Here is a 13,250-nt window from a genome sequence, read left to right as displayed (position 1 = left end):
CGGGCCCGCCTGCTGACGGGCCGCCGGGGCCGGCGGCGCAGGTCCGCGGCGGCCGAGGGCGTGAGCCCCGCCGGACGCGGCGGCGTACGGCCGGCCGGGCCCGGTGGCGTACCCGCGCCGGACGGGACGGACGTACGGCGAAAGGGGACGGGCCCGGGGAGGAGCGATCCTCCCCGGGCCCGTCGGCGCGTCAGGCGGCCGGGATCAGCCGAAGGCGCGCCCGAAGTCGCCACCCGCGGCCGGGATGCCGTTGGCACCCGGCTTGTAGGTGGTCACCGCGGCGGTCGCGCCGAGGCGGCCGCCGGTGGCGTTGCCCCACGGCATGGCGTACGCGGCGCCGTACGGGGCGGTGTTGGGCACACCGATGTACAGGTGCGTCGCGGTGGCGCCCAGGTACGAGCCGATCGCGTGGCCCGCGGTGGGCGTACCGGGCAGGCCGGGGGCGTTGCCCGCCTCGATCCAGGTGTCGTGCGCGCCGACCGAGCCGAGCGGGTAGAACGTCTGGACCGCGCCCGCGCCGGCGACCGAACCGACGACCTCACCGGGGATGCCGACCGCGAGGACCAGCGTCGAGGTGGAGCCCACGGCGCGCGGCGAGGTGTTGGCCAGGACGACCTTGGAGCCGAACTTGTCGCCTTCCTCGGCGGCACCGGTGACGTCGGTGATTTCCTGCTGGATGTTGGCGGCCTGGGTGACCGTGCCGGACGCGGTCACGCGGAGCGTCTGCACGGCGCCCGCGTCGGCCTTGTTGGCCGTGCCGACCGTCAGGTCCTCGCCGGGCGAGCCGATCGCGATGATCGAGTCCGTCGCGGTGGCCGCGCCGGACGGGCGGTACGCGACGGCGGCGACGGACGCGCCGAACTGGTCGCCCGGCTCGGCACCGCCGCTGACCACGTCGGCGTCCTGGTCGAAGCCGAGGACCGGCGTCAGGACCTTGTCGGCGTTGATGGCGTGGGTGAGGATCTGCACGCCGCCCGCGTTCTTCTCGGTGCCGATGGCCTCGCCCGGCGAACCGATGACCAGGTGGTTCGCGGAACCGGCGACGGACGAACCGAACCGGTCACCGGCCTCCGGGTCGCCCGCGTAGTTCGGCTTGTCCTGGTTGGCGACGACGTTGACGGAGCCGCGCACGTAGATGGCGCTGCCCGCGTCCGCGGCCGTGCCGAGGTCCTCGCCCGGAACGCCGATCAGCAGGTACGGCTCGCCCGCGGCGGTGTGGCCGGCGGCGACGGAGTGGCCGAAGCGGTCGCCCGCCTCGGACGCCGAGCCCTTGATGACGCCGATGTCGCCGAGGCCCTGGACGTAGTCGACGGCGGCCTGGCCGGTGCCGATGCCGCCCTTGGCGCCGTACAGGATCTGGACGGAGCCCGCGTCGGCGTGGGTGGTGGTGCCGACGGTGATGTCCTCGGCGGGGACGCCCACCACGAGGTCGGTGCAGCCGTCCTCGTTGTGGTCGAAGGTGGCGAGGGTCTCGCCGTACCAGTCGCTCGCCTCGGCGCCGCCGGGCACGTACGCCTGGTCCTGGTTCAGCTCGACGGTGCCCTTGCCGCCGCCGTAGACGACGCGTACGACACCGGCGTTGGCGTCCGTGCCGACCGTGGCCCGCGGGTCGCCGATGGCGATGTCCTCGGCGCCGTCGCAGTTGAAGTCGGTGAAGCGCGGCGCGGCGACCTTGGCGTCGATCCAGGCGCGCAGGTCGTCGACGCGGGTGTCGAGGGCCGCGGTGCTGGTGACGGCCGCGTCGATGCCGAAGCAGCCCGCCTGCGCGGAGCGGCTGTTGACGGCGACCAGCTGCGCCTGGCCGTTGACGACGCGCAGCGCGGGTCCGCCGGTGTCGCCCTTGCAGACGGCCACGCCGTCCTTGCCGGTCAGGTTGACGTCGCTCGCGGTCACCGCGTCGACGGTGAAGGTGCCGCTGTGCAGCTTGAGCGGCGCCCACTCGGTCTTCGTACGGCCGTAGCCGGCGACCTTCAGCTCCTCGCCGACGGCGGCCGGGGTGGCGCTGACCGCGACGGGCGTGATCGTGGTGACGGGGCGGTTCAGACGGACGAGCGCCGCGTCGCGGGACGGGTGCGCGACGACCTCGACGACGTTGCGCACCACGCCGGCGGTGGTGGTGAGGTCCGTACGGCCGATGGTCGCCGTCGTCTTCAGCTTGGGGGAGCCGGCGGGGACGGCGAGGCTCACGGCCGGGTCGTCGGCGAAGCAGCTGGCCGCGGTGAGGATCCACTCGCGGTCCACGAGGGCGCCGGAGCAGGCGCGCTCGCCGTTGCCGATGTCGAGCCGCGCGGTGAACGCGAGCGAGCCCTCCGCCTCGGCGGTGCCGGTCACGGCGGTGGCCGGAACGCACAGGGGTGCCGCGATCAGGGCCGCTGTCAGCGCGGCCAGCCCGGCGGAACGGGCGAGGTGTGCACGGTGCATGAACGTTTCCTTGTATGGGGGGGAGTCGAGCCTCCGGCGAGCCGGGCAGGGCGCGCCGGGGCCCATGGGGGGCTTACCGGCTGGTGATGATCTCCAGCAGCATGTGGTCGCGGCCCTGCGGGTCCGCGCTCTCGCCGACCGGCGTCCAGCTGTTCTTCGCGACCTCGAACGACTTCTCGGTGTTGTCGACCGACATGGTCACGTCGGTGTTGTAGTCGTTGCCCTTGATGCCGTACACGGCCGGGATCTCCAGGCTGAGGTAGCCCTGGTTGCCCGTGACGCGGAAGCAGATCTTGTCCTTGCTGCGCGCCCACACCTCGAGGAGGGACGGGTCGCCGCAGGTGGCGAGGACGATGTGGCCGTCGCCGCGCTTCAGCTTGATGCCCTGCTCGGCGAGGATCTTGTCGGCCTGCGGGTAGTTGAAGTCCTCCACCGCGTAACCGGGCGCCTCGTCGGCGACCGGCGCGACGGACGGGGCGGTGCCGGCACCGGTGGCGCCGGCGGTGGTGACGGCCAGCGCGGCGGCACCGGCGACGGCACCCGCGACGAGCAGGCGAGAGATGAACTTCATCAGGAGTCTCGTTTTCCTCTTTGGTCAGTTGAGTTCAATGAGATGAGAGAGGCGCGCGGAAACCGCGCGCGGATGTGCCGTGGTCAGGCACGGGGGCGGCCCGAAGGGCGGGGGCGCCGCATCCGGGGGCGCTGCGGAATGGCACTGATGGTTCGTCAACTCCCCCCGCGGCGAAGGCCGCACTCCGGTTCCCCAGTTCGGATCGGCTTGATCATAGTTACCGTCGCCCGTGACTGGCACAAGAGTTCGGAGTTGGGCCGGGACCCGCGCCCGGATGAGCCCGCGGCGCCGCTTTTGGCAGCGACGACGGGGTGCGGGGCGAGCGGGGGCGTCGTGGGGCGGGGCCGGTTTGTGGGGGGTGGGCCGGGCTGGCGGGGCGGTGCGGGGGCGTGGGTGGGTGACGTGTGCGACGTAGGAGGTCTGGGCGATGTACGCGGTGTGTGCGATGCGCGGGGCGTGTGCGGCGTACGCGGTGTGTGGGAGGTGCGGGGCGTGGGCGCCTCCGGAGACATCTGGAGTACGTACGCGAGTACGCCCGGAGCGCCTCCGGCATGCCCCGTGAGCGCCCCGAGTGCCCCGGCCTGACGCGTCCCGGAGGCGGAGCGGCCGCGAACACGTCAGGATCGCCCGTAGGGGACCGCGAACCGAGCCGACACGAGGAGGGCACCCATGGCGGGTGGCACCGGGCAGCACACCGACACCGACAGCGACACGGTCGACGTGGTCGTGGTCGGCATGGGCGTGGGCGGCGAACATGTCGCGGGCCGCCTGGCCGAGGCCGGGCTCGACGTCCTCGGCGTGGAGGCGGAGCTGGTCGGCGGCGAGTGCCCGTACTGGGCCTGCGTACCCAGCAAGATCATGATCCGGGCCGGCAACCTCCTCGCGGAGGCCCGACGCGTCCCCGGCATGGCCGGCCGCACGGAGGTGACCCCCGACTTCGGGACTGTCGCCGCCCGCATCCGCGACGAGGCCACCGACGACTGGGACGACAAGGCCGCCGTCGACCGCTTCACCGGCAAGGGCGGCCGGTTCCTGCGCGGCCGCGCACGCCTCACCGGCCCCCGGCGCGTCGAGGTCGACGGGCGGGCCTTCACCGCGCGGCGGGGCGTCGTCCTCGCCTCCGGCAGCCGCCCGCAGATCCCGCCCGTGCCGGGCCTCGCCGACGTGCCGTACTGGACGAACCGCGACGCCGTCTCGGCGAAGGAGGCCCCGCCCTCGCTGCTCGTCCTCGGCGGCGGGCCCATCGGCGCCGAACTGGCGCAGGCGTACGCCAGGTTCGGCACCGCCGTCACCGTCGTGGAGGCGGCCGAGCGGCTGCTGCCCTCGGAGGAGCCCGAGGCGGCCGCGCTCGTCGCGGAGGTGTTCCGGCGGGAGGGCATCGACGTACGGGCGGGTGCGCGGGCCGTGGGCGTACGGCACGAGGCGGGGACGTTCCGCGTCACCCTGGACGGCGGCGAGGAACTGACCGCCCGGCACCTGCTCGTCGCGACGGGCCGGCGCGCCGCCCTCGCGGGTCTGGGCGTCGAGCACATCGGCCTCGACCCGGACGCCAAGGCGCTTCACGTGGACGGCCGGATGCGCGCGGCGGACGGGGCCTGGGCGGTCGGTGACGTCACGGGACATGGGGCGTTCACCCATGTGGCGATGTACCAGGGGGAGCTGGCCGCCCGCGACATCCTGGGCGAGCCGGGCCCGGACGCCGACTACCGGGCGCTGCCCCGCGTCACGTTCACCGACCCCGAGGTCGGCGCGGTCGGCCTCACCGAGCACGCCGCCCGCGAGCAGGGCATCCGGACGCGCACGGGGCTGGCCCAGGTGCCCTCGTCGACGCGCGGCTGGATCCACAAGGCGGGCAACGACGGGCTGATCAAACTGGTCGCCGACGCCGACCGGGACGTCCTCGTCGGAGCCACGTCCGCCGGGCCGATGGGCGGTGAGGTGCTGTACGGCCTGGCGGTCGCCGTCCACGCGGAGGTCCCGCTGGCCCGGCTGCGGCACATGATGTTCGCGTACCCGACCTTCCACCGGACGGTGGAGCAGGCACTCCAGGACCTGGGCTGACCCGTAGGGCCCCGCACCATGGGCCGGGCGCCCATGTGGCACGGCCCCATGGCGGCCGAGATCATAGGCCTCGGGCCCAGGTGGGGCCCGTCCCCATGGGGGCCGTCCCCATGGGGGCCGCACCCATGGGGCCGCCACCCATGGGCCCCCGCCCCATGGGTCACCCGGCCCGGGCACCCCGCGCCCCGCAGGGGCAGGCAACACCGAAGCGGCCGCCGCTCCCCGTGAGGTGCGGCGGCCGCCGGTTCAGCCGGGAGGGCCGTCGGTCACTCGACGATCTTCAGCAGCTTGTTGGCCGTGCCCGTGCTCGGGTTGGTGATCTTGTCGGGCGTGGCGCCGTCGGTCAGGGCCTTGGCGACCTGGTCGGGGGTGGCGTCCTTGTGGCCGGCGAGGTAGACCGCGGCGGCGCCGACGACGTGCGGGGTCGCCATCGACGTACCGGATATGGTCTTGGTGCCCTCGTCGCCGTCGTTCCAGGTCGAGGTGATGTCGGAGCCGGGGGCGTAGATGTCCACGACCTCGCCGAAGTTCGAGAACTCCGACTGGCCGTCCTCCTTGGTGGAGGAGGCGACCGTGATGGCCTCCTTCACCCGGGCGGGGGAGACCTGGCCCGCGTCGCTGGACTCGTTGCCCGCCGCGACACCGAAGGTGATGCCGGCCGCGATGGCCTTGCGGACGGCCTCGTCGATGGCCTCGTCGGCGCCGCCGCCGAGGCTCATGTTGGCGACGGACGGACCCTGGTGGTTCTTGGTGACCCAGTCGATGCCCGCGACGACCTGCTCGGTGGTGCCCGAGCCGTTGTCGTCGAGCACCCGCACGGCGACGATCTTGGCCTTCTTGGCGACGCCGTGCGCGGCGCCCGCGATGGTGCCGGCGACGTGCGTGCCGTGGCCGTTGCCGTCGTCGGCGGACTCGTCGTTGTCCACGGCGTCGAAGCCGTGCGTGGCGCGGCCCTCGAAGTCCTTGTGGGTGACGCGCACACCGGTGTCGATGACGTAGGCCGTCACACCCTCGCCCGCGCTGTCCGGGTAGGTGTACTTCTGGTCGCCCGCCGTGTCGGCCTGGTCGGTCCGGTCCAGGCCCCAGGACGGCGGGTTGTCCTGGGTGGCGCTGATCTTGAACTTCTTGTTCTGCACGACCTTGGCGACGGCCGGGTCGGCGGCCAGGCGCTTGGCCTCCGTCTCGGACAGACCGCTGGCGGAGAAGCCGTTGAAGGCCGAGGTGTAGTTGCGCTGCAGCTTGCCGCCGTACTCCTGGGCGAGGTCCTTCTTGTCGGCCTTCTCGTCCAGGATGACGATGTAGCTTCCGGCGACCGCCGTCTCGGCGTTGGCGCCGTAGATCTTGCCCTCGGCGGGAGCGGCGGCTCCCGCGAAGGACGTGCCGAACAGCGTGACGCCCGCTGCGGCGGCGACGGCGGTGATGGCGGCGGTGAGCTTGGTCCGGCTCGCGCGCTTGTGAGTTGCCATGAAGAGGGGACTCCTCGTCAGCTTCTGTGGGGGGTTGGCCCCGTGGACGGAAGAACTCCCGGGGCTGGCTCGAAACCCTGACCGATTGACGCGCGCAGATCAAGGGTTCGGTGCAGCTGTGACTTACACAACGGACTTGCGAAAGTGGATTCCGGCCATGCGGCGAGGCCTTATCCGGCCGGTCCGCGTTACCGGAATCGAAGCGCTTCGCCGCAGTTCAGAGGGGTGTGACGCGTCCCGTCGGCCTGCGCTTCACCCACTCCGCGCCAGGGCCCGCCGGAACGAGATGGCCTGAAAGAAACCAAGACTCAGAAGCGAATGCAAAGGAGATGTGCAAACACTCCACACCAACACCCCATGCAGGGGCCATGGATATGTGCATGCGTACACCTGCCCCACACAAATCCCCTCAAGCACCCGTCGTCCGCCCACATGACACCGGGACGGCGAACCCGGCGGTGGCAGCGACATCCCCACAGCGCCGCCACGCCTCCGCCGTCCCGCCCCGACGCCCCGTCACCTCGCCTGCCAACCACTGCTTGTTGGCCCGCCCCGCAGGACGGACGCCCCCACGACGGCGCGATCGGGGCGGGGCGGGCGCAAGTCACCAAAGCGCGGCAGCGGTGAAGACGCGGCCGACGGGCGGGGCTCACTCGTATCGCAGCCGCAGCGACTCCCGCTCGGCCTCCTCGATCTGCTCGACGGTCAGGCCGGGCAGGTCCAGCTGGGCCAGCGTGACCTCGGCGCTGGTGGGCTGGGCGTCGGCGGGCAGCCACTGCTCGGGCTGCCAGGCGTTGGCGCGCATCAGCGACTTCGGGCAGTGCGGGTAGACCTCCTCGGCCTGGACCACGAGGGCGGTGACCGGCGGTTTGCCCACGGGCGTGAGCCGGGCGAGCAGCTCCGGGCGGGCGGATACGCACGCGCGGCCGTTGACGCGCAGGGTGGTCGGGCGGCCCGGAATGAGGAACAGCAGGCCGACCCGACCGGTCCGCAGCACGTTGTGCAGGGTGTCGAGGCGCTTGTTGCCCGTCGCGTCGGGAATCACGAGCGTCCGCTCGTCCAGCACCGAGACGAACCCGGCCGGTCCGCCGCGCGGCGTCACGTCCGCCCGGCCCTCGGCGTCCGCGCTGCCGATGAACACCAGCGAGGAGCAGCCGATCAGGGCCCGCGTCTCGTCGGTCAGGCGGTCGGTCTCCTTGCGGAGCGCGTGCGGGCTGGGCTGCGGGTAGTGCTCGCGCAGTTGGTCCGCGCTGGTGAGGGCGTCCGCCCGGAGGGAGGCGAAGAGAGAGCCGTCGTTCCCCGTATCGATGATCATGTGCATGACCCTAGAAGAGGGGCCGGGCCCCGTGGGCAAACCGGCGTGTGATCTCGCCCGCGCCCGACCGCCCCGACCGCCGGCGGCCCTTGAGATCCCCGGCGTCCCGCGGCGGGAAGCACGGCACCGCTGCCCAGACCGTCGTCCGGAGCGGACCACGGCGACCGTGGACGTCGCGGCAGGGCTTGACCCGTAGCAGGGAGAGCCCCTTTCGGTATCCCGTTACCAGCCCCGACGCGGCGGTCTCGGCGAGGACTGCCGACGTGCGCGGCAGCAGGGCATCGAGCGTGTCCGGCGCCGCCGCCCCGTTGCCGTCGGTCCTGGCTGTGAGCAGAACCGGGCCCGGCTCGTTGTCGGTGGCGTGTGTTTCACTCTCTGGCCATGGGCGAACAGGAACTGCTCGAAGCCGTCGCCGCCGTGGCCCGGCCGGGCGGCCGGGAACTGGTGTGCGGCCGTCCCGGGCACCAGGCCGGGCACGTGTGCCTCACGGTCCCCGGCACCGTCGACCTGTCCGTCCTCCTGAAGGAGTTCAACCGCCGGCACGGGCAGCTGCGCAACCTGGCCATGGGCGGTTACATCGACCCGACGGTGACCGAGCGGACCGGCCTGCCGCTCCTTGCCCCCTTCGCCGGGGAGCTGGTCGAGATGCGCGCATGGGCGTCCGGCAGTCGGTGGATCGGCTGCGGTGCGGTCCGTGCCGGGGACGGCGAACAGCTGGTGGTGCTGGTGGCGGAGCGGGCCGCACCATCGCCGGACGCGCCCCCGGAGGGGGATCCCTGGGCGGACTCGGTCATCCGTGTCCCAGCACAGGAGGCGCGGGACGCCGCGCGGCCCGGGACGCGGACCGCGGCCGAAGCGGGGAGGGAACTGCCCGAAGACCCCTGCACCTGGGCTCAGCGGGTGATCGAGCTGACCGGGTGGAAGCCGCTCGGCATCTCCGCCGACTGGCCGGCGATCGAGGAAGAGCTCGGGGTGCCGCTGCCGGCGGACTACAAGAAGCTCTACGAGGCGTTCGGCGGGGGCGTCTTCAGCGAGTCCGTCTACTTTCTGGGGCGCGACGAGGGCATCTCCTTCGACCTCCTGACACAGTGGCGGGTCGCCGTGTCGGTCGACCGGGACAGCGGGCTGGGAAGCGTCTCCGCCCTCGATCCCTACGGGGTGTACGCGCCGGGCGGCAAGGGGCTGGTCGCATGGGGCTCCACCGAGTGGGCCGACGAGTACTGCTGGCTGATCGACGCCAGGCGGCCGGGCGAGTACCCCGTCCTCGCGCGGTCCCATGACGGCGGCCCGTGGCACTGGTACGACATGTCCACCTCCGAGTTCCTCTACCGCGTCCTCGCCGATGCGGCGTTCCAGCCTTTCGGGATCGCCCAGTACGACCTCGGCGCGACGTTCGAACCCGGCTCCGGCGCCCCCGCCGACGACCGGCAACCCTGACGGGAGGCCCGCCGCCTCACGTGTAGGACGCGCGACAGTGCCGCCGCTCCTCACCTCCCGCCCGGCTGGCGTAGGGGGCCGGGAACAACGTGGCGGTGCCCCCGCGACGTACGCCCGCGCTGACGGGTCCGGCCATACGTCCCGCTGCCACGGAGGATTGGCCAGGGCCAAGGCCGCCGGGACGGGCTGGACTCGGACGTTCGCCAGGCATCGGCTGTTCACTGTCGCGGGTGGAGGGTGGCGGCAGCCCGCGGAACAGTGCCCTGGCCTTTCCTCACAGCAGCATGCTGGTGGCCGCATGGCCGTACGGCGGCCGGGAGAGCGGTCACCCCTTCAGGGGATCCTGGGTCTGAGCTGTGGCTTCGTCGGCCGACGCAGCGGGCGGCTACTCGACCGCAGGGCGCCGGCGTCGACCGCGTCAGCCAACCCCTGCCAGTCGACGATCTTCGCCATCCCCACCCGCGCACCGCCCAGCATCCGCCATGCTGTCTTCTCTGATCAGAGAACGTCCGGGGGGACCATGCGCATCCGTACTGCTGCTGTACCCGTAGTCCTGCTCGTCGCTGCCTCCGCCACCGCCTGCGGTGGCAGCGGTGAACCCAAGGTGACCGTCACTGTCACGCAGACCGTCACCGCCACACCTGGCCCGCGAGCCGCATCCGCCGAACCCGACGGCGTTCTGAAGATGGGGGCCAAGAAGGACGTTGTCGACGCGGAGAACGACATCCGCATCACCGTTCAGGCACTCGCCTACCAACAGCCGTACAAGGGCCCCCAGCCCCAGCCCCCAGAGGACTTCCAGGGCGGCGATACCTGGGCGACGGCGGACATCAAGGTCTGCAACATCAAGGGCTCCAACGTCTCCGTCAGCCAGTTCCCCTGGTCACTCGCCTACAGCGATGGCACCAGTATCGACATCACGGGATCCACAGGCGGCGACATGCCGAAGCCCGAGTTCCCGATGGACAAGACTCTTAAGCCAGGACGGTGCGCGCGCGGCTTGATCGCCTTCCCGGTGCCCGGTGACAAGCACCCTGAGCATCTCGTGTACGAGCCCGAGGGGTCCGAGCCGACCGAATGGGCCATCCCCAAGGGATAGGGGGAGGTGGCGCTCGTAACCGGCAACCGGCGTCGCCGCACAGAGAGGCGCTCACCACCCCGAGCAGGCGGCGCCGATCCTCGACGGGATACGGCACCGGCCGTGCGGCGGCATGCGGCTGCACGCCATCCTCGCCACGCAGTACCGCTGCGGTCTGTTGCGACCCGACGCCATGCGGGTGGAGGACGTCACGCTGCCCGAGCCCGGTGCCGAGGACCAGGGGTGCGAACTGCTGAACCACACGGCGGCCCCTGAGGACAAGCAGTGGACGGACTCGGGGGAGACCAGGAGCGGCGCGATCTGACCCCGCGACGCGAAGACTTCGACACGTATGCGACACGGCCACCCGCGAAAACCCGGTGACAGCCGGACGGCCCCGGACCCGCCCTTGATCATCGAGAGGGCGTCCGGGGCTTCGTCGCGTCGCTTGAGAAGCGGTCCTGACCAGCGAAAAGCCCTCCCCAAGGGGAGGGCGGAGACTGGCGCCCCCGGCAGGACTCGAACCTGCGGCCAAGTGCTTAGAAGGCACTGAATGAGATTACCGGTGTACGGCCTCTGACCTCGGGCTCTTCGGTTGACGCCTGTGGACCTGCGGCGCCTTCGACACGCATTCGACAGAGGGATGGACGGCGCATGCCGGCTGGAGCCGCCCACCCCGGGTGTCCGCCTGAGCATGCTCGCTCCGGGCCGTCTCTTCTGGATCTTGTCGGATGGGTCCGCGATATCCGGTGCCGTGCCTCGCAAGACGGAGGACGCCCGTCTGTCAGGCGCACTGGGGTACCCCGACAACGCTGCGAGGTCCGGTGCCAGGCGGCGCGAACCTGGCAGGATCCCGAGATGGCCCAGTCAACTGGTCGGCATATGTGAGCAAAGTGATCCCCGCACACGAGCATGTGAGAGAACTCAGTCCCGGGCCGTGGTCAGAGGAGTTTGTAACGCGCACAGGTCGGCCCGTATCCCGCCTGCCGGGATAGCTCGTCGGTGAGGGGACGCCCGCACTCCTGGCATGTTGAGGAGGGCCCCTCACTGATCGGCTGGCACGACCGGGACGGTGACAGGCTGCGGTCCTTCGGCCGGCCGTGGTCGAGGGTGGAAGAGACCAGGGTGGAGATAGCGACGGTCGCGAAGGTCGTGGCGATCGGCCCGAGGTACGGGCGAGCCGCCGCAGCGGCTTTCACGGCCTGTGCGCGGACGCGGGCGGCGGTGGTTTGCAGGCGGGATTCCCGCTCCTGCTGGCCACCGTCAGACGCGTCGGCAGGGGTGGTCTGGGGTATCCATCGCCGGTGCGGGGATTTGTCATCCATGGTGTGACCCTTCATGTCCTGAGGATTGGTCAGACACATTGTGAGGCTCCCCACACGGAACGTGCTGGACTTTTGGAATCCGGGCGATACCAGAGCTGGGCCTCAACAAGACCTAAAGAGACGGCCCAGGAGCCTGCCGCTCGTACCTAGGCGCAACCACCGTGCGGGCCGTCACGGTCACCACTGTCGGCATGCTGGTGACAAGTTGGTACATCCGACGTCGAAGGTGAGTGTGGCACCGGAAACTATGCTTTTCGCGACTCGGCAGACCGGTAAGGACGATTGATCGGAATCTCGTAGACGATCTCGCAGTGGGCGGCGGGCACCACGATGTCCGCCGTCTCCACGGGCCGTCCCTGGTCGCTGTAGTACGTCCGGCGGATGTGGGTGACGAGCGCGGACTTCTGGATGCCCAGAAGTGACGCCTCCTCGGCGGTCGCCTGCCTCGGCTCCGGTTGCTCCACGGCGTGGCTGACGGTGATGCCGATCGCGGCCATGCGGTTCACGACACCGGCCCCGGCGTGCGGCCCGCCCTCGGGGAGGACGACGAGCGTGCCGCCGGTGAGGTCGTACGGCTCCCAACTGGTCGACAGCTGCATGGGCCTGCCGTCGGCCAGGAACTCGTACGCCGTGCGGACGCACAGGTCTCCCTCGGCGATGCCGAGCCGTACCGCGATGTCCGCGGGCGCCGGCACCTTGGCGTCAGTCCGGCTCTCCCAGTCCCCTCGCTTGCCCAGGGCCTTCATGTCCGCCCGGAACGGCGACCCGTCGGGACGCTCGCGCGCGGCCGACCGCACCATGCGCACGCGCTGCCGGGGCTCGGCGACGTACGTGCCCGAACCGGCGCGGCCCTCCAGCACTCCCTGGGAGATCAACAGCTCCTGAGCGCGCCGGACCACGTTCTCACCGACCCCGCACTCCTGACCGATCTGGGCGCGGGACGGCAGGCGGTCCCCCGGCTCCCATACGTGCTCCGCGATCCGCCGCCGAAGCTCGTCAGCGACGCGGAGATAGGGCGGCTGCTCAGGCATATGGAAAATCTAGTCCACTAGCTCTAATCTGGTTAACTAGCTTCACTGAAAGTGATCGCCGGTGACGGAGGCTGCCCTGTGCCCGCTTCGGGAGTTAGCGCGGCGGCCATCGCCGCCCGGCTGTCCGCCCTCGGGCTTCCCACCCGCGTGGAGGAGCACGACCGGCACACGACGGTCGAAGCGGAAGTGCCGGGATCGCCATCCGCCGACTTATGGCGGGAGGTCCTCGAAGTGGTGGCCGAGGCCGACCGGTTCGGACTCCTCGTCACCAGCCTGAACGACCGCACCCTCTGGGCGGTCGTACGCAAAGCGGTCCCCACGACGGGCGATGTCGGGGGACCGGGCCATCAGCGATAGGAGCTGAGCAGCGTGTTCAACCGTATCCGCCGTGCCGCCTCGCTCGCCAGAGCGCGGTACTTCCCCAAGGGCAGGCACCGCCGCCCCTTAACGCCCCACCGACCGCCGACGGCAACCGTGCCCCCGGAGTCCGCCACCAAGTCGACAACTCCTCCGCGCCGGGACGGCGGCCAGGGTCACCAGCACCC

Annotated in this window: 11 protein-coding genes and 1 tRNA gene; 5 read left to right on the top strand and 7 right to left on the bottom strand. The window is 71.5% G+C overall.

The genetic code is table 11. From position 1 onward, the window contains the following. Positions 1 to 204: 204 nt before the first annotated feature. Together ACSUPT_RS09385 and ACSUPT_RS09380 are read right to left on the bottom strand one after the other, a co-directional pair. Positions 205 to 2,421 carry a S1 family peptidase gene (locus tag ACSUPT_RS09385; RefSeq protein ID WP_361656401.1) on the bottom strand — a complete coding sequence of 739 codons (2,217 nt, stop codon included), beginning with the start codon at positions 2,419 to 2,421 and terminating at the stop codon, positions 205 to 207. A 73-nt stretch (positions 2,422 to 2,494) separates the two neighbouring features. Then, the gene (locus ACSUPT_RS09380) at positions 2,495 to 2,992 is read right to left on the bottom strand and encodes a hypothetical protein (RefSeq protein WP_361656404.1); all 498 of its coding nucleotides are present in this window, start codon (positions 2,990 to 2,992) and stop codon (positions 2,495 to 2,497) included. A 669-nt stretch (positions 2,993 to 3,661) separates the two neighbouring features. Between ACSUPT_RS09380 and ACSUPT_RS09375 the strand changes: the two genes are divergently transcribed. Continuing rightward, positions 3,662 to 5,053 carry a dihydrolipoyl dehydrogenase family protein gene (locus tag ACSUPT_RS09375; protein ID WP_436944042.1) on the top strand — a complete coding sequence of 464 codons (1,392 nt, stop codon included), beginning with the start codon at positions 3,662 to 3,664 and terminating at the stop codon, positions 5,051 to 5,053. Between the two features lie 266 nt (positions 5,054 to 5,319). Here ACSUPT_RS09375 and ACSUPT_RS09370 read toward each other — a convergent pair whose 3' ends face one another. Continuing rightward, positions 5,320 to 6,519, bottom strand: coding sequence for a S8 family peptidase (locus ACSUPT_RS09370; RefSeq protein WP_351967200.1), 1,200 nt, complete (start codon positions 6,517 to 6,519; stop codon positions 5,320 to 5,322). Between the two features lie 649 nt (positions 6,520 to 7,168). After that, entirely contained in the window at positions 7,169 to 7,834 is a 666-nt protein-coding gene (locus ACSUPT_RS09365) for an MSMEG_1061 family FMN-dependent PPOX-type flavoprotein (protein WP_351967201.1), read from the bottom strand. 381 nt (positions 7,835 to 8,215) lie between these two features. Between ACSUPT_RS09365 and ACSUPT_RS09360 the strand changes: the two genes are divergently transcribed. The 3 genes from ACSUPT_RS09360 (at position 8,216) to ACSUPT_RS09350 (ending at position 10,674) form a co-directional block, all read left to right on the top strand. Then, positions 8,216 to 9,271: an SMI1/KNR4 family protein gene (locus ACSUPT_RS09360; RefSeq protein ID WP_436944041.1), complete on the top strand. Its 1,056-nt coding sequence runs from the start codon at positions 8,216 to 8,218 to the stop codon at positions 9,269 to 9,271. A 520-nt stretch (positions 9,272 to 9,791) separates the two neighbouring features. Then, positions 9,792 to 10,370 (top strand): DUF4352 domain-containing protein, encoded by a 579-nt coding sequence (locus tag ACSUPT_RS09355; RefSeq protein WP_436944040.1) that lies wholly within the window; start codon positions 9,792 to 9,794, stop codon positions 10,368 to 10,370. A gap of 112 nt (positions 10,371 to 10,482) precedes the next feature. Then, positions 10,483 to 10,674, top strand: a complete 192-nt coding sequence (locus ACSUPT_RS09350) for a hypothetical protein (RefSeq protein ID WP_399219241.1) — start codon at positions 10,483 to 10,485, stop codon at positions 10,672 to 10,674. Positions 10,675 to 10,850: 176 nt separating this feature from the next. Here the strand turns inward: ACSUPT_RS09350 and ACSUPT_RS09345 are convergent. From ACSUPT_RS09345 to ACSUPT_RS09335, 3 genes are all read right to left on the bottom strand, one after another. Beyond that, positions 10,851 to 10,923: transfer RNA gene (locus ACSUPT_RS09345), tRNA-Ser, on the bottom strand. 367 nt (positions 10,924 to 11,290) lie between these two features. Further along, positions 11,291 to 11,674, bottom strand: a complete 384-nt coding sequence (locus ACSUPT_RS09340) for a DUF6011 domain-containing protein (protein ID WP_436946188.1) — start codon at positions 11,672 to 11,674, stop codon at positions 11,291 to 11,293. A 245-nt stretch (positions 11,675 to 11,919) separates the two neighbouring features. Continuing rightward, on the bottom strand, positions 11,920 to 12,705 hold the full coding sequence (locus ACSUPT_RS09335; protein ID WP_436944039.1) for a GntR family transcriptional regulator: 786 nt from the start codon (positions 12,703 to 12,705) through the stop codon (positions 11,920 to 11,922). 78 nt (positions 12,706 to 12,783) lie between these two features. On the opposite strand from ACSUPT_RS09335, the gene ACSUPT_RS09330 reads away from it, so the two are divergent. Beyond that, positions 12,784 to 13,062, top strand: a complete 279-nt coding sequence (locus ACSUPT_RS09330; RefSeq protein WP_436946187.1) for a hypothetical protein — start codon at positions 12,784 to 12,786, stop codon at positions 13,060 to 13,062. Positions 13,063 to 13,250: the final 188 nt, after the last annotated feature.

It is taken from the genome of Streptomyces sp. SudanB25_2051 (genome assembly GCF_964272635.1).
Taxonomy (GTDB): Bacteria; Actinomycetota; Actinomycetes; order Streptomycetales; family Streptomycetaceae; genus Streptomyces.
This window is presented reverse-complemented; position numbering and strand designations above follow the sequence as displayed.